The organism is Actinopolymorpha pittospori (assembly GCF_014873875.1).
GTDB lineage: Bacteria > Actinomycetota > Actinomycetes > Propionibacteriales > Actinopolymorphaceae > Actinopolymorpha > Actinopolymorpha pittospori.
This window is the reverse complement of the sequence record NZ_JADBEM010000001.1, coordinates 1,779,027-1,797,433: the sequence shown is the minus strand read 5'-3', so window position 1 is coordinate 1,797,433 and position 18,407 is coordinate 1,779,027. Positions and strand designations below refer to the sequence as shown.

Below are 18,407 nucleotides of genomic sequence, written 5' to 3'. Positions count from 1 at the left end.
CTCAGGTGCGCAGACGACGAAGTCCGGATCAGTCGAAGACGACCCGGTCGAACGTCGTCATCGCCATGCCGACGTTGACCGCGAGCTCGGTCCCGACCTCTGGCGGAGCGACGGAGGCGGGCAGGAAGAGCACGCTCACCTGCATGTGCGGAGGTTCGGCGAACCAGCGCCGCTGACCGGCCACGGTGAACGGCGACAGCGCCCGCCCGGCCGCTTCGAGCCCGCTGGCGGCGAGGACCTTGGCCCGGGTGCGCAGGTCGGCGACGTGGCTCGGCGCCTCCAGCGCGACACCGTGGGCGGTGCCGCCGCTGGCCACGACGAGGTGACCCTCACCGGGAACCCGGCGCTGCCGGTAGCCGAACCGGTCGCCGCGGCGGACGGGATGCACGTCGAGGACATGGGCGCGGGCGTCGTAGGCGGACCGGTCGGACAGCCACAGCTTGGTGCCGATCCGGGACCGGATCTCCAGGTCGGCGTGTGTCGAGCGCAGCGCCGACAACTCCTCCGCCGTGAGGTGGGACACGAACAGCCGCCGCAACGGCAGCTCGGCGTCCTGCAGCGTCCTGATCCAGGACGCCACCTCCGGCCCGTGCGCGCCGGCCGACGACAGTGGCAGGTGCAGGGCGAACCCCTCGCAGGTGACTCCCTCGAGCAGCTTGGCGACGATCGGGAGGTCCTCGGTGGTCACGCCGTGGCGCCGCATCGAGGTGAGGAGTTCGACCACCACGCGCGGCCGGCCAGGACCGTCGGCGAGGGTCTGCAGGTCGACCACCCGACTCACCGTGTGGATGACCTGCGGGTCCTCGACGGCCTGGTCGAACGGCCGTAGCGGGGTGAGGACGAGCAGGTCCCCGGGGAACACGCCACGGACGGTCGCGAGCTCCTCATAAGTGCCGACCGCGAGGATGTCGGCACCGAGCCGTACGGCCTCGGTGGCGAGCAGCGCGTGACCGAACCCGTAGCCGGTGCCCTTGACCACCGGGACGAGTCCGGGGAACCCCGTGACCACGGAGTCGAGGTGCCCCCGCCAACGCGCGGCGTCGATGTGCAGCGTGAGGGACATGGGTCGGTTCTACCCTCTCCGTCGCATGTAGAGGTCGAACGCGGAGTACAGCAGCCGCGAGATCGGCAGGTCCCACTCCCCGACGTACTCCGCCGCCTCGCCGCCGGTGCCGAGCTTGAACTGCAGCAGGCCGAAGTGTGAGTCGGACTCGTCGAGGGTGTCGGTGATGCCGCGCAGGTCGTAGAGGCGGGCGCCCGCGGCGAGGGCGTCCCGGATCATCTCCCACTGGAGTGCGTTGGAGGGGCGGACGTCCCGCTTCGCGGTGGAGGACGCGCCGTAGGAGTACCACGCGTGCGTACCCACCCGGACGCCGATGGTCGCCGCGGCCAACTCACCCTCGTGGTGGGCGAGGTAGAGGCGCACCCGGTCGGGGTTCTCGGAGTTCAGCGCACGGAACATCGTGGAGAAGTAGGACAACGACCGGGGGGTGAAGTGGTCCCGCCGCGCGGTCTCGAGGTACAGCTCGTGGAACGCCGGCAGGTCGTCGGCCGATCCGTGGCTGACCACGACCCCGGCCTTCGCGGCCTTCTTGATGTTGCGCCGCCACAGCTGGTTCATTCCGGCGAGCACGGCCTGCTCGTCGCGGTCCTCCAGAGGTAGCTGGAAGACGTAGCGCGGCTGTCCGGCCGCGAACCCGCCGTCGCCGTCGGCCGGCGGTCGCCAGCCCATGGCCTTGAGCTGTTCGGTGACGCCGATCGCGGCGTGGTCGGTCTGGTCGGCGGGGATCGCGCCGAGGGTGCGCGCGCCGCCCTCGGAGAGCGCGGCCTTGACCGTGGCCCCGGACCAGCGGCGGGTGACCACCGGCGGGCCCATCCGGATCCCGAAGGCGCCCTGGGCCGAGACGTGCTCGGTGAGCGGCGCGAGCCAGCGGCGCAGGTCGGGGTCGGTCCAGTCGATCAACGGACCTTCGGGCAGATACGCGAGGGATCGGCGCATCTTGGGGAGCCGGCGGTAGAGCACCAGGCCGGCGCCGATGATCTTCTCGCCGCTGTCAGAGTCGTCGACCCAGCCCACCGACTCCGCCCGCCACTCGCGCTTGACCTCGCCCCACGCGGGGGTCTGGAGGAAGCTGGCGGACTCCCGGGAGTCGAGGAAGGCCAGGTGTTCCTCGGGGGTGAGGGTACGAACGCGGAGAACCACGCAGGCGAGGCTACCGTTCTCCGCCCCCGGGCGCGGGCGGCCCGGCGCGCTTCCCGCGAGGACGGATTCCGCCCCGGGGTGCCCCGGCCCGGCCTCAGGGGCGGCCTAGGCGAGTCGCTGACGCAGCCAGGCGACGTCGGCACCCTGGCCGTCGGAGCCTCCCGGCGTCTCCACGATCGCCGGTGCGCCCGCCGACCGGACCACCGCGGCCAGGTCGTCTCCGCTGATCTGGCCCTGGCCGAGGTTGGCGTGCCGGTCGCGGCCGGAGTCGAACCCGTCCTGGGAGTCGTTGGCGTGCACCAGGTCGATCCGGCCGGTGATCGCCTTCACCCGGTCGACCACGCTGGACAGCTCCTCACCGCCGGCGTGGAAGTGGCAGGTGTCGAGGCAGAACCCGACCGTGTCGCCGCCCTCGGCGTCGCCGATGGCCGCCCACAGCCGCTCGATCCGGTCGAGGTGGCGGGCCATCGCGTTGTCGCCGCCGGCGGTGTTCTCGATCAGGACGGGGCAGGCCATGTCGAGCTGGTCGATGGCCTTGCGCCAGTTGTCGAACCCCGTGTCTAGGTCGGCGTCCTTGAGCACGTGACCGCCGTGCACGATCACCCCGAGCGCGCCGATCTCGGCGGCCGCGGTGACCGTCTGCTGCAGCAGCTTGCGGGACGGTATGCGGATGCGGTTGTTGGTGGTCGCGACGTTGATGACGTAGGGGGCGTGGACGTACAGGCCGATCCCCGCCTCGCTCGCCGCGGCGGTCAGGGCGGCGCCGCCACCTTCGTAGGCGACGACCGGGCCCTTCCATCCCTGCGGGTCGCCGAGGAAGAACTGTGCGAGGTCGGCGGAGCGCGCACGCGCCTCGGCGATCGGATCTTCCTGGTCGACGTGGGCTCCGAGCGGCAAGCTGGTCATGCACCGCACCTTATGAGGACACACCGACACCTTCGGTCGGGACCCGCGGGTACGGCGCGTGGAGGCTGCGGCCACCCGGAGAGTGGAGGGGATGCGCATGATCGACGCGGAGCGGACACTCGCCGAACTGCGGCGCGGCCAGCGACTGGGCTGGCACACCGGCGCCCAGGTCCACGCCTGGGTGGACGGTGAGGAGGTGGTCGGCCTCGCGACCGGCCAGGCCCGTCCGGGCCGTCCCATGAGCCCCGCGACGATCGTCGAGTGGGCCTCGGCCACCAAGCCGGTCACGTGCACGGCCCTCATGCTCCTGGTCGACCGCGGATCGCTCGGGTTGGACGACCCCGTGTGCTTCCATCTGCCGGAGTTCGGGACGGCCGGCAAGGAGGCGGTGACGGTCCGCCACCTGCTCACCCACACCGCGGGCCTCACCAGCACGATCACCGGCGTGGCCCCGCCCGAGCAGGTGATCGCCGACATCTGCGCCGCGCCCCTGCGCGAGGGATGGGAGCCTGGCCGGCGCTGCGCGTACAACTCGGTCGCGATGTGGATCGTCGCGGCGCTGGTCGCCCGGCTCTCGGGACGCCGTTTCGTGGATTTCGTCCGGTCCGAGGTCTTCGCTCCGGCGGGCATCCGCGAGTCGTGGATCGGGATGCCCGCGACGGAGTACGCCGCCCGCCGGGACGACCTCGCGGTGATTCCGGGATCGCCGACCTCGGGCACGCGGGACTGGGTGACCTGGGAGCGTCCGACGGGAGGCGGTCATGGCCCGATCCGCGATCTCGGCCTCTTCTACGCCGCCTTCCTCGCCGGTCGGCTGTGCCCTCCTGCGCTCGTCGCCGCGATGACCCGGCGCGAGCTGGCCGGGGTGTACGACGAGTACGTCGACGCGACCGTGGACCGCGGTCTGGGCTTCCTGCTCGGATCGTCCTACGCCGGGCATTCCTACGGTCCGCATGCGTCAGGTCACAGTTTCGGACACGGCGGGCGAAACTGGTGCGTGGCGTTCGCCGACCCGAAGGTGGGCTTGGCCGCCGCGGTCTACTGGAACGGCCAGGTCGATCCCGGCACCCAGGCGGTCCGCCAGCCCGCGACGCTCGCGGCGTTGTACGAAGACCTGGGACTCGCCTGAGTCCTGCTACCCTTAGCCGCTGGTTCGTTGGAAGAACGCGCCCCATGGCACGAATCGCCCGGACCTGACGCAAGCCCTCCTGTCACGGAAAGACCGTGGCCGCCCGAGTCCAGAGGAGGTGGAGTTCCGCATGCGTCGTTACGAAGTCATGGTCATCCTCGACGCCGACCTTGAGGAACGCACCGTAGGCCCGTCCCTCGACCAGTACCTCACCCTCGTCCGTCAGGGCGGCGGCAGTGTGGAGAAGGTCGACATCTGGGGCCGGCGCCGGTTGGCGTACGACATCAACAAGAAGTCCGAAGGCATCTACTCCGTGATCGACCTCACCTGCGAGCCTTCGGTCGTCCAGGAGCTGGACCGTCAGCTGACCCTGAACGAGTCGGTGCTGCGGACTAAGGTCATCCGCCCCGACACCCGCTGAACCCGGGAGGCGTTCATGGCAGGCGAGACAGTCATCACCCTCGTCGGCAATCTGGTCGACGACCCTGAACTGCGCTTCACCCCCTCCGGTGCGGCGGTCGCGAACTTCCGGCTCGCGTCCACGCCGCGCACCTACGACCGGCAGAGCGGTGAGTGGAAGGACGGCGAGACGCTGTTCCTCACCTGCAGTGTGTGGCGGCAGGCCGCCGAGAACGTCGCCGAGTCCTTGACCCGTGGCACGCGAGTCGTGGTTCAAGGACGGTTGAAGTCCCGTTCGTACGAGACCCGCGAGGGTGAGCGGCGCACGGTCTTCGAGGTCGACGTCGAAGAGGTGGGGCCCAGTCTTCGCAACGCGACTGCCAAGGTCACCCGGACGAGCCGCTCGCAAGGCGGCGGGTTCGGCGGTGACGACCCGTGGCAGACGCCGCAAGGTGGCGGCGGTGGCGCCCGACAGGGCGGCCAGCAGTCCGGCGGTCAGTCCGGTGGCGGCGACCCCTGGAGTGGCGGACAGCAGTCCGGCGGCTTCCAGGACGAGCCCCCGTTCTGATCCACCGACGTCCATCCCGTTCGTTTCCATCCGCGACCATTCCCGCATCACGCGGGGCTTCCTTGGAGGAGCACCACGATGGCCAAGCCCCCTGTACGCAAGCCCAAGAAGAAGGTTTGCGTGTTCTGCAAGGAGAAGATCTCCTACGTCGACTACAAGGACACGGCGCTGCTGCGGAAGTTCATTTCCGACCGCGGCAAGATCCGTGCCCGCCGGGTGACCGGCAACTGCACTCAGCACCAGCGTGACGTCGCGGTTGCCATCAAGAACTCGCGCGAGGTCGCCCTGCTGCCCTACACCAGCACCGCGCGCTGACGAGGAGGTTGTCACGCTATGAAGCTCATCCTCACGCAGGAGGTGTCCGGTCTGGGCGCCCCCGGCGACATCGTCGAGGTCAAGGACGGCTACGGCCGTAACTTCCTCATCCCGCGCGGTCTCGGCATGCGCTGGACCAAGGGCGGCGAGAAGCAGGTCGCCTCGATCCGTAAGGCACGCGAGGTCCGGGAGGTCCGTGACCTCGGGCACGCCGAGCAGATCAAGGCGCAGCTCGAGGCGCTGTCGGTCAAGCTGCTGGCGCGTTCTGGTGACAGCGGCCGGCTGTTCGGCTCGGTGACGGTCACCGACATCGTGTCCGCCGTCAAGCAGTCCGGTGGGCCCGACATCGACAAGCGCCGCATCGAGATCGGTACGCCGATCAAGACCCTCGGTTCGCACCAGGTGTCGATCCGGCTGCACCCCGAGCTCAGCGCCAAGCTGTCGCTCGAGGTCGTCGAGAGCTGAGTCCTCCACAGCCGAGTCGCTGAATCGTCAGGGGCCGGGCCGGCCAGTACGGCTACGGCTACGGCTCGGCCCTGGTTCAGCGCGGCGGCGTCGCGGTTCGGTCGAGTACGACCGAACCCCGGCGGCAGTGCTTCAGTGTTTCCACAGATCGGGCGGTCCCCTAGGCGGGACCGCCCTTTCTGCTGCCCTTTTCCACAGCCATGGCAGGTCTCTCACGTGCACGTTCGTAGCCATTCAACAGCACGTGGAAGATCATTGTGGATATCTGTCGCCCCTGGGGACAGTCGGGTGGTCGCGCGGCCTGGTCGTCAGGAGCGACCGGCGGACTGGGCGCCGGTGATCAGCCAGGCCGTGCCGCGTTCTCGGACGACGAGCGTCACGAGTCGCGCCACCATGAACCCGCCGAACGCCCACCAGAGCGCGGTCAGCCCGCCGTCCGTCGCGTAGACCAGCCAGGCCAGCGGTAGGAACGCCACCAGCGTCAGCAGACCCGCGTAGGCCAGGTAGCGCCCGTCGCCCGCACCGATCAGGACGCCGTCGAGGACGAACACCACACCCGCGATCGGCTCGAACACCGCGAACACCAGGATCACCTGGGCGAGCAGCGCCTGCACCTCGGTGTCGCTGGTGAAGAGCGGGACGTACAGCGGCCGGGCCAGCACGATGACGAGCCCGAACAGCGCGCCCGCGCCGATGCCCCACTCGATCATCCGCCGGGTCGTGGCCCGCGTGCCGCGAACGTCGGAGGCGCCGAGATACCGGCCGACGATGGCCTGCCCGGCGATCGCGATCGCGTCCAGGGCGATGGACAGGGTGTTCCACAGGGTGAACGCCACCTGGTGCGCGGCGAGCGCCGTGTCGCCGGACGACGTCGCGACGTAGGTCGTGGCGAGGAGCGCCACCCGCAGGGTGAGGGTGCGGATGATCAGCGGGACCCCCGCGTGCATCGACGCCCTGATGCCGGAGAGGTCCGGGCGCAGCGAGGCGCCGTGCCGTCGGGCGCCACGCACCACCACGACGACGAGGGCGACGGCGCCGCCGGTCTGGGCGAGCACGGTCCCCCACGCCGACCCCGCGATGCCCCAGTCGAAGCCGTAGACGAACAGGACGTTCAGGACGACGTTCCCGACGTAGGACGCACCCGCGACCCACAGCGGGGTGCGGGTGTCCTGCAGGCCGCGCAGCACACCGGTGCCCGCGAAGGTGAGCAGGAGGGCCGGCATCCCGAGGATCGCGACCCGCAGGTAGGTGACGGCGTACTCGTGCACCGCCTCGGAGGGGCCGAACGCCTCGACCACCGCGGGGGCGACGAGCGTCCCGACCAGCGCGAGGACGACGCCGAGCCCGAGGGCCAGCCACAGCCCGTCGATACCGAACGCCAGGGCCGACCGCCGGTCGCCCGCGCCGACCTGCCGCGCGACCGAGGCGGTGGTGGCGTAGGCCAGGAAGATGCACAGCCCGACCAGCGTCTGCAGCGCCGTGCCCGCGAGGCCGAGCGCGCCGAGCTGCGGGGTGCCGAGGTGACCGACGATCGCGGAGTCGGCGAGCAGGTAGACGGGTTCGGCGATCAGAGCGCCGAACGCCGGGACCGCGAGGCGCAGGATCTCCCGGTCGTGCGGACTGCGCAGCCGGCGGCGCAGTCCGGAGCCACGCGTGACATCCACCGCCGGAGTCCCAGGCCCCGGAGCGGGGGCCGCCCCGGATCCACCGGGGCCGGGATGGTTGCCGTCGGAGTCGTCGTCGCTACCCCTCGGGGTCGGTCGGGAGGAACCAGGGACGGTCACGGGGGTCCTTCCGGCGGCTTCGGGAGGTCAGGGGCTTGGGGGTGGCCTTCCTTATGCTTGCGCCCTCCATGATGCCGTCCTCACCGAGGCGCACCGAACGCCGACCCAGAGCACGGACCCGACTACCGGTCTCGGCACGCCGTGGGCGACACGCCCGGGCAACGATTTGCCCGGCACTTTCTTGGTATCCACAGGTGTCCACAACTTGGGGATGCCGAATGTGCAGGCGGCGCGCCTGATCGCCGGAGTCCCCAGCCGTTCTCCACAGAGAAATCCCCAGGCTGTGCACACAGAATCCCCAGGGATTCCGGGGGCTACGCACAGGGCCTGTGCATGACAAATTTGCACGTCGCCTCCCCCCAGCGCGTACGGTCGGCTGTCACGTCGAACCCTGCGAGCGCGCGGGTGCGAGCGAGCCGAACGAGAACCGGCTTGGGGGTGCACTGCGCTAGAACGTCGCACAGGTGTTCGCCACGGGTGGAACGTCGGAGGTAGTGCGACAGTGAGTGTCAGCGAGTTTCCTGTCCCGCGTTCCGTCGAAGGCGCTCCCGACCGGATGCCGCCGCAGGACCTCGCCGCCGAGCAGTGCGTGCTCGGCAGCATGTTGTTGTCCAAGGACGCGATCGCCGACGTGATCGAGGAGATCCGCGGCACCGACTTCTACCGCCCCGCGCACGAGACCGTCTACGAAGCGGTCCTCGACCTCTACGGCCGGGGCGAGCCCGCCGACGCGGTGACCGTAGCGGCCGAACTCCAGCGCAAGGGTGACCTGGGCCGGATCGGCGGCGCCCCCTACCTCCACACCCTGATCGCCTCCGTACCCTCCGCGGCCAACGCCGGCTACTACGCCGCGATCGTCCGGGAGAAGGCCATCCTCCGCCGGCTGGTCGAGGCCGGCACCAAGATCACCCAGATCGGTTACTCCGGCGACGGCGACATCGACGACGTGGTCGACCGGGCACAGGCGGAGATCTACGGCGTCACCGAGAAGCGCAGCAGCGAGGACTACGCCGTCCTCGGCGAGATCATGGAGTCCGCCCTCGACGAGATCGAGGCGATCGGCTCCCGCGGCGGCCAGATGGTCGGCGTCCCCACCGGTTTCACCGACCTCGACGCGCTCACCAACGGTCTCCACCCGGGTCAGCTGATCGTCGTCGCGGCCCGTCCCGGTGTCGGCAAGAGCGCCCTGGCCCTCGACTTCGCGCGAGCCGCCTCGGTCAAGCACGGGCTCGCCTCGGTCATCTTCTCGCTGGAGATGAGCCGTACGGAGATCACGATGCGGCTGTTGTCCGCGGAGGCGCGGGTCCCGCTGCACCACATGCGGCAGGGCAGTATGAGCGACGACGACTGGGCCCGCCTCGCCCGCCGGATGGGGGAGGTGTCGAGCGCCCCGCTCTACATCGACGACTCGCCCAACATGACCCTGATGGAGATCCGGGCCAAGTGCCGCCGGCTCCGCCAGCGCAACGACCTGCGCCTCGTCGTCCTCGACTACCTCCAGCTGATGACGTCCGGCAAGCGGGTGGAGAGTCGCCAGGTCGAGGTCGCGGAGTTCTCCCGTAACCTCAAGCTGCTGGCCAAGGAGCTCGGCGTCCCCGTCGTCGCCCTCTCCCAGCTCAACCGTGGACCCGAGCAGCGCACCGACAAGCGCCCCATGCTCTCCGACCTTCGCGAGTCGGGTTGCCTGACGGCCGACACCCGGCTGATGCGGGCCGACACCGGGCACGAGGTGTCGCTGGGCGAACTGCTCGCCTCCGACGCTCGGGACGTGCCGGTCTGGTCACTGGACGACCGTCTCAAACTGGTGCCGCGCACCATGACGCATGTCTTCCCCAGTGGGGTGAAGGAGGTCTTCCGCCTTCGGCTCGCCTCCGGCCGGGAGATCACCGCGACGGCCAACCATCCGTTCCTGACCTACGACGGCTGGAAGCCACTCGGTCAGCTGGCGACCGGCACCCGTCTCGCCGTCGCCCGTCACGTCCCGCCGCCGCTTGAGATCAAGCCGTGGAACGACGACGAGGTCGTCATGCTCGCTCACCTGCTGGGCGACGGTTCGTTCGTCCGCCACCAGCCGATCCGTTACGCGAGCATCGACGAAGCCGACCTACGAGCCGTCACCGACGCCGCGCCGCACGAGAAGTTCGTACCGTCCGGCGTGTTCTCGCTGCCCAAGAAGCAGGTCGGCCTGTTCCTGCGGCATCTGTGGGCCACTGACGGCTGCGTTCATCGCGACGTCCGCGAGCAGGTACGGATCTACTACGCGTCGACCAGTCGTCGACTTGCCGACGACGTCGCCAGACTGCTGCTCCGCTTCAACATCCTCACCAGGATCGAGACGGTGCACAAAACCGGCTACCGGGACTCCTTCCACGTGCACGTGGTCAGCGCCGAGAACCAGGTGCGGTTCATCGAGGACGTCGGAGTTCACGGTGTCCGCGGTGTCCTCGCCGCGGAGATCCTCGCCGAGCTTCGCGGAATCACCGCGAACCCCAACGTCGACACGGTCCCGCGCGACGTGTGGGACCGCGTTCGCGAGGTCCTCGAGGAGACGAAGCTGAGCCATCGGCAGTTCGCCGCGGCGACGGGGACACAGTTCTCCGGTTCCACGTTGTGGAAGCGCGCCCCGAGCCGAACTCGGCTCGCCAAGGTCGCGGCGGTCCTGGACTGTGCCGAACTCGACGTGCTCGCCACCAACGACGTCTTCTGGGACTCGGTTGTCTCCGTCGAAAGCCTCGGTGAGCAGGAGGTCTACGACGCGACTGTGCTCGGGACGCACAACTTCCTCGCCGAGGGGATCCCGGTCCACAACAGCATCGAGCAGGACGCCGACATGGTCATCCTGCTGCACCGCGAGGACGCCTACGAGCGCGAGTCGACCCGTCCCGGTGAGGCCGACTTCATCGTCGCCAAGCACCGCAACGGTCCGACCGCCAACATCACGGTCGCCTTCCAGGGCCACTACTCCCGCTTCGTCGACATGGCACAGGGCTAGGAGCGCGTCCCAGAGCCTCGACGATCTCCTCAGCGGCAGCAGGGGTGTCGCTCAGCTCCGGCCGGTAGGTGAGGATGTGATCCGGCGCGACAAGGAGGGGCGATGGGTGGCGTGGTGCAGGTGTTGGCGGTGATCTCGGCGGTCGGGAGTGGGCTGGTCGGCGGGGTCTTCTTCGGGTTCTCGACGTTCGTGATGCAGGCTCTTCGGCGGTTGCCATCGGCGCAGGGGCTGGCCGCCATGCAGGCCATCAACGTGGCCGCTCCGAACCGTGGTTCATGGCCGCGCTGTTCGGTACGGCCCTGAGCTCGATCGCGCTGGCCGGACTGTCGCTGCGGGACGGGACGACCGACATGGCGTTCCACATCATCGGCGCCGCCATCTACCTCGTCGTGGTCATCGTGACGGCGGTCTACCATGTCCCGCGCAACAACGCCCTGGCGACCGTCGACCCGGAGGACACGCGGGCGGCATCGGCGTGGAACACCTACTTCTCGGGGTGGCACGCCTGGAACCACCTCCGCACGGTCGCCGGGCTCGCCGCCTCGGCGGTCCTCACGATCTCACTGACGTAACGCCGGGACCGCCTTCGCGGGAGCGCCGGCTCCCGTCCGACAACTCCGTGACTAGAGTCCCCGCCCTCCTGAGAGACCCAGGGATCCCCCGCGAGGCGGCCGGTCTCCCTCGCGCGGGGGAAGGCCCGCGCCGAGGACGACGCGAGTCTGGTCGAGACCCGCCGACCGACCGGCGGAGTCACCTCGGGAGGGAGCCCGCCGTGATCGACCAACCCGCTCGGCACACCGATGTCACCCACGAGTTCGACGACGGACGAGGGGCGGATCCGGTCAGCCCTGCGTCCAGGAGGGCAGTGGCCGGGCGGGGGTGGTTTGGGGTGGGTGCCCTCGGAGCTCTGTCGTTCGGCCTCGTGCACTTCTACTGGGCGGTGGGTGGTCGGCTTGGACTTCCGGCCGAGGTGGGCCCGATCAGCGACCGGACCTGGTTCCTGGTGTACGACCTCGTGGCGGGGCTGGCCTTCGTCGGGTTCGCCGGCGGGGCGGGAGTCCTCGCGGCGGGACGCGGCAGTGGACGGCTCCAGGTCTGGCTGGTCCGGGACGCTGCGTGGGGCGGCGTCCTCGCGTTGGTGCGCGGTGGGTTGGGCCTGGTGCAGGACGTCTTCCTGATCGACGAGATCGGCGTCGGCGCCCTCTACGACGTCGTCTTCACCGCCGGGGGTCTGATCTTCGTGTGGTCGGCCTACCTGCTGTGGTCGGCGCGCCGGCCCTGACGGACCGCGCCCCTGCCTGACCGAAATGATCCCCGGCTGGTCGGCTCACTCCGGGCGGGGCTTGGCGTTGCGCAGCCGGATGCCGCTGAACTCCAGCGTGCTCTCGACGACCTCGTCCCAGAACTCCCAGAGGTTGTCGAGCAGCCGCAGTTGGATGCCGGCCGCCCGGTGGAGTTCGAGCAGGTCGCGCACCGGTTCGGCCGGGCCGAGCGGCTCGATCGTGTCGGTGGAGACCATCGCGGACGGTGGCGTGCCGAAGGGGTGGAAACGCTCCGCCGGCAGCCGGTAGGCGTACAGATTTACACTCAGGAGCCGTTGCAGCCAGTCGTACTCGATCGCGTGGACGCGGTCGCCGCAGCCCGCGCCGATGATGCGGTCCTGGTCGGCGCGCGTGGTGTTCGGACCCACCCAGGCCATGGCGCGCGGGCACTGCCGCGGAAACCAGTAGTCCGGTGCGCGGGCGTCGTCGACCGCCCAGACGAGGGCTTCGCCGTGGGAGGAGGTGAGGGCGACGAGGGGAACGAACCTCGTGATGGTGGGGTCTTCGGAGAAGTGCAGCACTTCCGTCGCGTTCGGTCGCACCGAAGAGTTGTATCGGGCCGGCTAACGCTCGCGCCACCGACTTCCGGATGGGCTGCCGCGAAGCGGGACGGGTGAGACGGACGCGGCGGTCAGGTCCGACCGTGGCCGGACCTGACCGCCGCCTGCTACGTCAGGACGTCACCGCGTGTTCGGCGGCGCTGCGCAGGACGCAGAACTCGTTGCCTTCCGGATCGGCGAAGACCACCCATCCGGCGCCGTCGGGCTTGCGCCGGTCGTCGACCACCGTCGCGCCCAACTCGAGCATGCGCTCGACCTCGGTCTCACGGAGCGCGCTGGGCTCGAGGCACAGGTGCATGCGGTTCTTCACCTGCTTGGGCTCGGGCACCTGGACGAAGAGCAGTGGTGGCCCGTCTGGCAGCTTGACCATTGCCTCCGGGTCGCCCGGGAAGTCGTCGTCCGCGAGCGGTGCGCCGGTGACCTTGCTCCAGAAATGCGCGATCGCGTAGGCGTCGGAGCAGTCGATGGTGATGAAGTGGATGACGGAACTCACGGGGTCCTCCTGTGAGGGGTGCCTCCCGCGAGCCGTGAACCGAGGAGATCGGCTCAGCCGGCCCGGCGGAGGCGTGGAGTGCTGGCGTACATCGGAATCCACACCCCCCTTCGCGTGCGTCGTCCGCCGACCGTGGTGCCAGCGAGTCGCGCCGAAGGTACCAGCCGCGCAGCCGACCGGGCCACTTCTTTGTGTCGTAGCTGTTGAAGGCGTTTCTCACTGGTCGAGGAACTGGTGGTCGCTCCTGATCAGTCCGTTCTCGTCGAGTGCGAGGAAGTCGAAACCGACCGACTCCACCTTTTCGGAGTCCAGCCGGACCATTTCCCAGTTGAAGCGCACGGCGTCGTGGTGCCCGTTGGCGTTGGGGACCGACCGGAAGACGTACTCGCCGGGCTCGACCCACTGCTCGTAGGCGGTCGTGACGCGCGCCTCCAGTTCGATGTGACCGTGGAACTCACGCGTCGGGGTGTAGTGCGCGGCATCCGGTGCGAAGAGGTCGCTGATCGCGCGGCGGCGGCGCTCGGCGTCGGGTTCGTTCCACAGTTCGATGTAGCGGCGGGCGAGGTCGTTCAGGTCGCTCACGAAAGGTCCCTTTCGGTGGTGTGGCGCCGGCACGTGGCGGGTCGGTGCAGGGAGGGGAATGTCAGGGTGGGAAGCGGGCGGCGGAAAGCTCACGCCTTCGCGGTGCGGGGCAGCATCTGCACCAGACCGGCGATCGCGAGGGTGACGGCGATCAGGTAGACCAGCCCGTGCTCGAACGCGTGGTTGACCCCGCCGGCCAGGCTGCCGTAGAAGACGATGCCGACGAGGCCCACGCCGATGGCCGAACCGACCTGCTGGGTCGTGGTGAGGACGCCGGCCGCCGCTCCGGCGTGGTGTGGGGCGACCTTGGCGAGGACGGTGCCCATGATGGGAGCCAGTGCGAGGCCCATGCCGAACCCGTCGACGACGAGGGCGGGGATCTGCCAGCCGAGCGGAACGTTCATCGCGACCGTGACGAGCAGCGCGGCCAGGCCGAGCGCCCTGGTGAGGCCGCCGAAGGCGATGACCTGGTGCCCGAACCGTGCGGTGAGTCTGGGCGCGAGCAGTGAGGCCGAGAGGTAGCCGGCGCCGATCGGTGTGAAGATGAGGCCGGCCTGGAGTGCGTCCAGGCCGCGGCCCTCCTGGGCGTACAGCGCGAAGATCAGGAAGTACGCGGCCATGCCCATGGTGAAGGCGAGCTGGGTGAGCAGGCCCGCGGTGAACGCCCGGTCGCGGAAGAGGGTGAGGTCGATCAGCGGTGACTCGTGTCGGCGCCTGCCGTAGGCGAGGAACAGCAGGGCGGCGACGGCGAACGACAGCCAGGTCCACAGCGGCCAGCCCTGGGCACGGCCCTCGATCAGCGGTAAGCAGGGTGGCGACCAGTGCGAGTGTGACGAGGGCGGTGCCTCCCAGATCGAGCCGGGTGGCGGTGGCCAGGCGGCTCTCGGGGATCACGCGCCCGCTCAGGGCGAGCGCGGCGGCGCCGATGGGCACGTTGATCAGGAAGCAGGCTCGCCAGCCGAGGCCGAAGAGGTCGGCCTGGATGAGCAGGCCACCGACGAGTTGGCCGAACACCGCGGCCAGGCCCATGGTCAGTGCGTACAGGTTGATCGCCCTGACCTGCGCCTGACCGCTGTAGGTGGTCCGCAGAATCGCGAGCACCTGCGGGGCGAGCAGTGCGGCCGCCGCGCCCTGGACGATCCGGGCGACGACCAGCGTGGCGCCGTCGGGCGCCAGCCCACAGGCGATCGAGGCGAGTGTGAACAGGGCCATGCCGACGACGAAGAGTCGCCGACGGCCGAAGATGTCGCCGAGGCGACCGCCCAGGACGAGGCCGGAACCGTATGCGAGGCCGTAGCCCGCGACGATCCACTCGACCGTGGTGGTGGTGGCGTGAAGGTCGCGCTGAGTGGTCGGGATGGCCACGTTGACGATGAAGAAGTCGAGGATCGTGATGAAGACGCCGGCCAGCACGGTTGGCAGGGTGCCCGCACGAGGCATTGAGTCACTCCAGTAGATAGACCGATCGGTGCACGCGCTGGACTATTAGATAGACCGGTTGATCTACTGTCAACTTCGTGTCAGAATCGACGCCGTGACGACGAGACCGGGTCCCCGTGAGCGGCTTCTGGCCGCGGCTCACGACCTCATGTACGCGCAGGGCGTGCACGTGGGCGTGGACGCGATCCTCAAGGAGGCCGACGTCGCGAGACGCTCCCTCTACCAACATTTCGGCGGCAAGGACGGGCTCATCGCGGAGGTGCTACGCACCGCCTCGAGTGAAGATCGCTATCGCCGGACCATGGACGCCGCCGGCGAGGATCCACGGCAGCGGGTCCTGGCCGTCTTCGACGAGTTGGACAGGATCACCACGCAGCCGTCGTTCCGGGGCTGCCGTCACACCTCGGCCGAGCTCGCCCTGACCGACCCCACGCATCCGGCGCACGACGAGGTCCGCGCATACAAGTCGGGGCTGCACGACCTCTTCGCCGCCGAGCTGACCCGAAACGGGCACCCCGACCCGAACCTTGGCGCCGACCAGCTTCTCGTGCTCATCGACGGGGTTCTCGCCCACGCGGTGACGCGCCCCGACGCCCGCCCCGCGCTGGCCGCGCGCGCGATGGCGGAGGTCATCCTCGGCCAGAAGTCGCGTCTGTGAGGTGCCCCGCGCGACGGCGCGGGTGAGGGACTCGTCCTGGGCGCGTGGTCAGCGCGCGGCGAAGGCCATCGGGTCGTCGACGTCGACGATCCGCTTGCCCAGCGGGAACAGCGAGACCGGCACCAGCTTGAAGTTGGCCAGGCCGAGCGGGATCCCGATGATCGTGACGCACTGCGCGATCCCGGTGACGATGTGGGCGAGGGCGAGCCACCAGCCGGCGAGGACGAGCCAGACGATGTTGCCGACCAGGGATCCGGCGCCGGCGTCGGGCTTGTCGGCGAGCCTGCGGCCGAAGGGCCAGAGCGTGAAGTTGGCCATCCGGAACGCTGCGATGCCGAAGGGGATCGTGATGATCAGGATGCACAGGATCACGCCGGCGACGGCGTAGCCGAGCGCCAGCCAGAGTCCGCCGAAGATCAGCCAGACGACGTTGAGGATGAGCCGCACGTCGTCATTCTCGACCCGCCGCACCTGTTCTCCTGGCGCTGGGACCCCGCCACGTCCAAGGACCCACGCGAGGCCGGATCGACGTTGGTCGAGTTCACGTTGACGCCCGAAGGCGACGGCACCCGGCTCCGGGTGGTCGAGACCGGCTTCGCCGACCTGTCCGTCTCGGAGGAGGACCGGGCCACGGCCGTCCTGCACAACGTCGAGGGGTGGGCGGCCGAACTCCCCGAGTTGGTGGAGTACGTCGAGCGGCTGGCGGGCTGACGGTTCGGGTATGGCGGCGGAGTGGGTGGACGGGCGGGGTGGAGCCGCCCGTTCCGCCGCCCTGGAGCACGATGGCGGACCATGCGTGGGGCCATGGGGAGATCGACGGAGGCGGAATGGACGTGAACGCCGAGCCCGACGACGTCTTCGCCGCCTTGGCGGACCCGACGCGTCAACGGCTGCTCGAGGTCCTCGCCGACCGTGTCGAGGCGACCGCGACCGTGCTCGCGGCCGAGTTGCCGGTGTCCCGGCAGGCGGTGGTCAAGCACCTCGCGATCCTCGACCGGGCCGGGCTGGTGGTGGGTCGTCGGCAGGGTCGCGAGGTGCGGTACGCCGTACGTCCGGAACGCCTGGCGGCGACGGCCCGATGGATGGCCCGGCTGGCCGCCGACTGGGACAGCCGGCTCGGGGCGATCAAGCGAATCGCGGAGTCGTCTGAGGACGCCGGCGGGTCCGGGGGTCGTCCGGCCGGGTGAGCCTCGCGCCGTTCAGGCCGAGGAGCCGGCGAGCGCGGGGGCGGAGCGCTGCCTGCGTCGCTGCAGCGGCCGTTCGACGAAGCGGTAGGACAGTCCGGCCATCAGCACGGCCCCGGTGACCACCAGCATCACCCGGACCTGCGGCACCAGTCCGAGCGTGCCGACGTAGGCAAGGATCGGGTAGTGCCACAGGTAGAGGCCGTAGCTGAGCCGCTGCCCGATCCAGGCGAGCGGCGGCAGCGCCAGAAGCAGGGTGAGCGGGTGGAACTCGTCCAAGACCAGGACGGCGATGACGGTGGCGGTGAGGAGCCCGACGCAGAGGAAGCCGACGGTGTACCACGCGGGCGTCCAGCCGTCGACCCACGCGGTGATCGGCATCTTCCACGCCGCGATGCCGATCAGGACCGCGGCCGGCCAGACCAGGCGGCCCGCCCAGGTCCGGATCCGGTCCAGCGCCGCCTGGTTCTCGCGCAGGTGCCACAGCAGCAGGGCCAGCAGGCAGCCGATCAGCAGTTCGTCCGCGCGGGTGTCGATGCCGTTGTAGATGCGGTGGGCGGCGTGCTCGTCCCACAACGCGAACCGGATCGCCGTGGGCGTCAGGCACAGCACGGCCACGACGATCACCACTGTGCGTGCCGCCACCCGTCGGAGCAGACCGCGCAGGGCGAAGGGCCACAACAGGTAGAACTGCTCCTCGATGCCGAGGGACCAGGTGTGCGGCAGTGAACCCATCACGTGGTCGTAGGCACCCGGTTGCGCGGCGCGGATCAGGTTCACGGCGTAGGTCATCGCCAGCAGCGCGGCGAGCCACTGTCCCTCGAACGCCTTCAGCGGGGTGGCGAGAGCGAGCGTCGCGACCACGGCGCACAGCAGCATCAGGGCCGGCCCGAGCCGCAGGAAGCGGCGCACGTAGAAACGCCGCAGCGAGATCTCGCGCGTCCGGTCGAACTCCGCGAGCAGTAACCGCGTGATGACGAATCCGCTGATCCCGAAGAACACGTCCACGCCGATGGAGCCACCTGGCAGAAGTTCGGAGTGCAGGTGGTAGGCGATGACGGTGCCCGCGGCGACCGCGCGTAGTCCGTCCACGCCGGCGCTGCGTCCGGCGGGCGGGTGTCGTCGGGCACCTTCGGCACCTGCCGGAGCGGGCGGATCGGATGCGGGCGAGGTGACCGAGGGTGGCGTCGCCGTGGCGGTCGTGGTGCCGACCGTGCCGTCCGCCACGCCGTCTGCCGTGCCGTCGGTGGACGGCGTGGGTGAGCGCGGCGAGAGGGTCATCTCGTCGCACGTTGCCAACCGAGTCTGTGCGGACCCCGTGACCAACCTGAGAGGAGACTGAGAACGGACGTGAGCTGTCCCACCCGAATCACCGCTTGATCAGACCAGTTGGACCAATTAAGGTCC

General features: G+C 69.8%; 22 protein-coding genes and 1 pseudogene. 12 read left to right on the top strand and 11 right to left on the bottom strand.

Annotated elements, in window-relative coordinates; genetic code table 11:
- Positions 1 to 28: 28 nt before the first annotated feature.
- The 3 genes from HEB94_RS08535 to HEB94_RS08525 form a co-directional block, all read right to left on the bottom strand.
- Positions 29 to 1,063 carry an alanine racemase gene (locus HEB94_RS08535; RefSeq protein WP_192749396.1) on the bottom strand — a complete coding sequence of 345 codons (1,035 nt, stop codon included), beginning with the start codon at positions 1,061 to 1,063 and terminating at the stop codon, positions 29 to 31.
- Positions 1,064 to 1,072: 9 nt separating this feature from the next.
- Positions 1,073 to 2,203: a peptidoglycan bridge formation glycyltransferase FemA/FemB family protein gene (locus tag HEB94_RS08530; protein ID WP_192749395.1), complete on the bottom strand. Its 1,131-nt coding sequence runs from the start codon at positions 2,201 to 2,203 to the stop codon at positions 1,073 to 1,075.
- Between the two features lie 105 nt (positions 2,204 to 2,308).
- Positions 2,309 to 3,109 (bottom strand): deoxyribonuclease IV, encoded by an 801-nt coding sequence (locus HEB94_RS08525; RefSeq protein WP_192749394.1) that lies wholly within the window; start codon positions 3,107 to 3,109, stop codon positions 2,309 to 2,311.
- Positions 3,110 to 3,200: 91 nt separating this feature from the next.
- Between HEB94_RS08525 and HEB94_RS08520 the strand changes: the two genes are divergently transcribed.
- From HEB94_RS08520 to rplI, 5 genes are all read left to right on the top strand, one after another.
- Positions 3,201 to 4,238, top strand: a complete 1,038-nt coding sequence (locus HEB94_RS08520) for a serine hydrolase domain-containing protein (RefSeq protein ID WP_192749393.1) — start codon at positions 3,201 to 3,203, stop codon at positions 4,236 to 4,238.
- A 130-nt stretch (positions 4,239 to 4,368) separates the two neighbouring features.
- On the top strand, positions 4,369 to 4,659 hold the full coding sequence (rpsF, locus tag HEB94_RS08515; protein ID WP_192749392.1) for a 30S ribosomal protein S6: 291 nt from the start codon (positions 4,369 to 4,371) through the stop codon (positions 4,657 to 4,659).
- 15 nt (positions 4,660 to 4,674) lie between these two features.
- A complete protein-coding gene (locus tag HEB94_RS08510; protein ID WP_192749391.1) occupies positions 4,675 to 5,205 on the top strand; it encodes a single-stranded DNA-binding protein in 531 nt (176 codons plus the stop codon).
- 78 nt (positions 5,206 to 5,283) lie between these two features.
- Positions 5,284 to 5,520, top strand: coding sequence for a 30S ribosomal protein S18 (rpsR, locus tag HEB94_RS08505; protein ID WP_192749390.1), 237 nt, complete (start codon positions 5,284 to 5,286; stop codon positions 5,518 to 5,520).
- An 18-nt stretch (positions 5,521 to 5,538) separates the two neighbouring features.
- Positions 5,539 to 5,985 carry a 50S ribosomal protein L9 gene (rplI, locus tag HEB94_RS08500; RefSeq protein WP_192749389.1) on the top strand — a complete coding sequence of 149 codons (447 nt, stop codon included), beginning with the start codon at positions 5,539 to 5,541 and terminating at the stop codon, positions 5,983 to 5,985.
- Positions 5,986 to 6,293: 308 nt separating this feature from the next.
- On the opposite strand, the gene HEB94_RS08495 is transcribed toward rplI, so the two are convergent.
- Positions 6,294 to 7,649, bottom strand: a complete 1,356-nt coding sequence (locus tag HEB94_RS08495) for an MATE family efflux transporter (RefSeq protein ID WP_192749388.1) — start codon at positions 7,647 to 7,649, stop codon at positions 6,294 to 6,296.
- A 676-nt stretch (positions 7,650 to 8,325) separates the two neighbouring features.
- Between HEB94_RS08495 and HEB94_RS08490 the strand changes: the two genes are divergently transcribed.
- From HEB94_RS08490 to HEB94_RS08480, 4 genes are all read left to right on the top strand, one after another.
- Positions 8,326 to 10,761, top strand: a complete 2,436-nt coding sequence (locus HEB94_RS08490; protein WP_192756317.1) for a replicative DNA helicase — start codon at positions 8,326 to 8,328, stop codon at positions 10,759 to 10,761.
- A 102-nt stretch (positions 10,762 to 10,863) separates the two neighbouring features.
- Positions 10,864 to 11,064, top strand: coding sequence for an anthrone oxygenase family protein (locus tag HEB94_RS49120; RefSeq protein ID WP_202896226.1), 201 nt, complete (start codon positions 10,864 to 10,866; stop codon positions 11,062 to 11,064).
- Positions 11,037 to 11,333 carry an anthrone oxygenase family protein gene (locus HEB94_RS49115; protein ID WP_202896225.1) on the top strand — a complete coding sequence of 99 codons (297 nt, stop codon included), beginning with the start codon at positions 11,037 to 11,039 and terminating at the stop codon, positions 11,331 to 11,333. Before HEB94_RS49120 ends, HEB94_RS49115 begins: the two co-directional genes overlap by 28 nt.
- 200 nt (positions 11,334 to 11,533) lie before the next feature.
- Entirely contained in the window at positions 11,534 to 12,043 is a 510-nt protein-coding gene (locus tag HEB94_RS08480) for a DUF3995 domain-containing protein (RefSeq protein ID WP_192749387.1), read from the top strand.
- A gap of 45 nt (positions 12,044 to 12,088) precedes the next feature.
- On the opposite strand, the gene HEB94_RS08475 is transcribed toward HEB94_RS08480, so the two are convergent.
- The 5 genes and pseudogenes from HEB94_RS08475 to HEB94_RS54440 all read right to left on the bottom strand — a co-directional run.
- Positions 12,089 to 12,625, bottom strand: a complete 537-nt coding sequence (locus HEB94_RS08475; protein WP_192749386.1) for a DUF6886 family protein — start codon at positions 12,623 to 12,625, stop codon at positions 12,089 to 12,091.
- A 130-nt stretch (positions 12,626 to 12,755) separates the two neighbouring features.
- On the bottom strand, positions 12,756 to 13,136 hold the full coding sequence (locus HEB94_RS08470) for a VOC family protein (RefSeq protein WP_192749385.1): 381 nt from the start codon (positions 13,134 to 13,136) through the stop codon (positions 12,756 to 12,758).
- Positions 13,137 to 13,352: 216 nt separating this feature from the next.
- On the bottom strand, positions 13,353 to 13,718 hold the full coding sequence (locus tag HEB94_RS50380; protein WP_192749384.1) for a nuclear transport factor 2 family protein: 366 nt from the start codon (positions 13,716 to 13,718) through the stop codon (positions 13,353 to 13,355).
- An 89-nt stretch (positions 13,719 to 13,807) separates the two neighbouring features.
- Entirely contained in the window at positions 13,808 to 14,476 is a 669-nt protein-coding gene (locus HEB94_RS50375; protein ID WP_273377706.1) for an MFS transporter, read from the bottom strand.
- Between the two features lie 241 nt (positions 14,477 to 14,717).
- Positions 14,718 to 15,158, bottom strand: a pseudogene (locus HEB94_RS54440) (MFS transporter); the annotation flags it as partial.
- A 94-nt stretch (positions 15,159 to 15,252) separates the two neighbouring features.
- Here HEB94_RS54440 and HEB94_RS08455 point away from each other — a divergent pair.
- Positions 15,253 to 15,816: a TetR family transcriptional regulator gene (locus HEB94_RS08455; protein WP_192749383.1), complete on the top strand. Its 564-nt coding sequence runs from the start codon at positions 15,253 to 15,255 to the stop codon at positions 15,814 to 15,816.
- Positions 15,817 to 15,864: 48 nt separating this feature from the next.
- On the opposite strand, the gene HEB94_RS08450 is transcribed toward HEB94_RS08455, so the two are convergent.
- Complete coding sequence (locus HEB94_RS08450) at positions 15,865 to 16,263, bottom strand: YccF domain-containing protein (RefSeq protein WP_192756315.1); 399 nt, start codon at positions 16,261 to 16,263, stop codon at positions 15,865 to 15,867.
- A 6-nt stretch (positions 16,264 to 16,269) separates the two neighbouring features.
- On the opposite strand from HEB94_RS08450, the gene HEB94_RS08445 reads away from it, so the two are divergent.
- Complete coding sequence (locus HEB94_RS08445) at positions 16,270 to 16,527, top strand: SRPBCC domain-containing protein (RefSeq protein WP_192756316.1); 258 nt, start codon at positions 16,270 to 16,272, stop codon at positions 16,525 to 16,527.
- Between the two features lie 116 nt (positions 16,528 to 16,643).
- Positions 16,644 to 17,003 (top strand): ArsR/SmtB family transcription factor, encoded by a 360-nt coding sequence (locus HEB94_RS08440; RefSeq protein ID WP_192749382.1) that lies wholly within the window; start codon positions 16,644 to 16,646, stop codon positions 17,001 to 17,003.
- A gap of 12 nt (positions 17,004 to 17,015) precedes the next feature.
- On the opposite strand, the gene HEB94_RS08435 is transcribed toward HEB94_RS08440, so the two are convergent.
- Positions 17,016 to 18,281: an acyltransferase family protein gene (locus HEB94_RS08435; RefSeq protein ID WP_192749381.1), complete on the bottom strand. Its 1,266-nt coding sequence runs from the start codon at positions 18,279 to 18,281 to the stop codon at positions 17,016 to 17,018.
- Between the last annotated feature and the right edge of the window lie 126 nt (positions 18,282 to 18,407).

What these genes read in the sequence shown, in the direction of transcription:
- HEB94_RS08525 (WP_192749394.1), bottom strand. Translation starts at nt 3,109, where the DNA reads ATGACCAGCTTGCCGCTCGGAGCCCACGTCGACCAGGAAGATCCGATC.
- rpsF (WP_192749392.1), top strand. Translation starts at nt 4,369, where the DNA reads ATGCGTCGTTACGAAGTCATGGTCATCCTCGACGCCGACCTTGAGGAA.
- HEB94_RS49120 (WP_202896226.1), top strand. Translation starts at nt 10,864, where the DNA reads ATGGGTGGCGTGGTGCAGGTGTTGGCGGTGATCTCGGCGGTCGGGAGT.
- HEB94_RS49115 (WP_202896225.1), top strand. Translation starts at nt 11,037, where the DNA reads ATGGCCGCGCTGTTCGGTACGGCCCTGAGCTCGATCGCGCTGGCCGGA.
- HEB94_RS08490 (WP_192756317.1), top strand. Translation starts at nt 8,326, where the DNA reads ATGCCGCCGCAGGACCTCGCCGCCGAGCAGTGCGTGCTCGGCAGCATG.
- HEB94_RS08520 (WP_192749393.1), top strand. Translation starts at nt 3,201, where the DNA reads ATGCGCATGATCGACGCGGAGCGGACACTCGCCGAACTGCGGCGCGGC.
- HEB94_RS08535 (WP_192749396.1), bottom strand. Translation starts at nt 1,063, where the DNA reads ATGTCCCTCACGCTGCACATCGACGCCGCGCGTTGGCGGGGGCACCTC.
- rplI (WP_192749389.1), top strand. Translation starts at nt 5,539, where the DNA reads ATGAAGCTCATCCTCACGCAGGAGGTGTCCGGTCTGGGCGCCCCCGGC.
- HEB94_RS08440 (WP_192749382.1), top strand. Translation starts at nt 16,644, where the DNA reads ATGGACGTGAACGCCGAGCCCGACGACGTCTTCGCCGCCTTGGCGGAC.
- HEB94_RS08435 (WP_192749381.1), bottom strand. Translation starts at nt 18,281, where the DNA reads ATGACCCTCTCGCCGCGCTCACCCACGCCGTCCACCGACGGCACGGCA.
- rpsR (WP_192749390.1), top strand. Translation starts at nt 5,284, where the DNA reads ATGGCCAAGCCCCCTGTACGCAAGCCCAAGAAGAAGGTTTGCGTGTTC.
- HEB94_RS08510 (WP_192749391.1), top strand. Translation starts at nt 4,675, where the DNA reads ATGGCAGGCGAGACAGTCATCACCCTCGTCGGCAATCTGGTCGACGAC.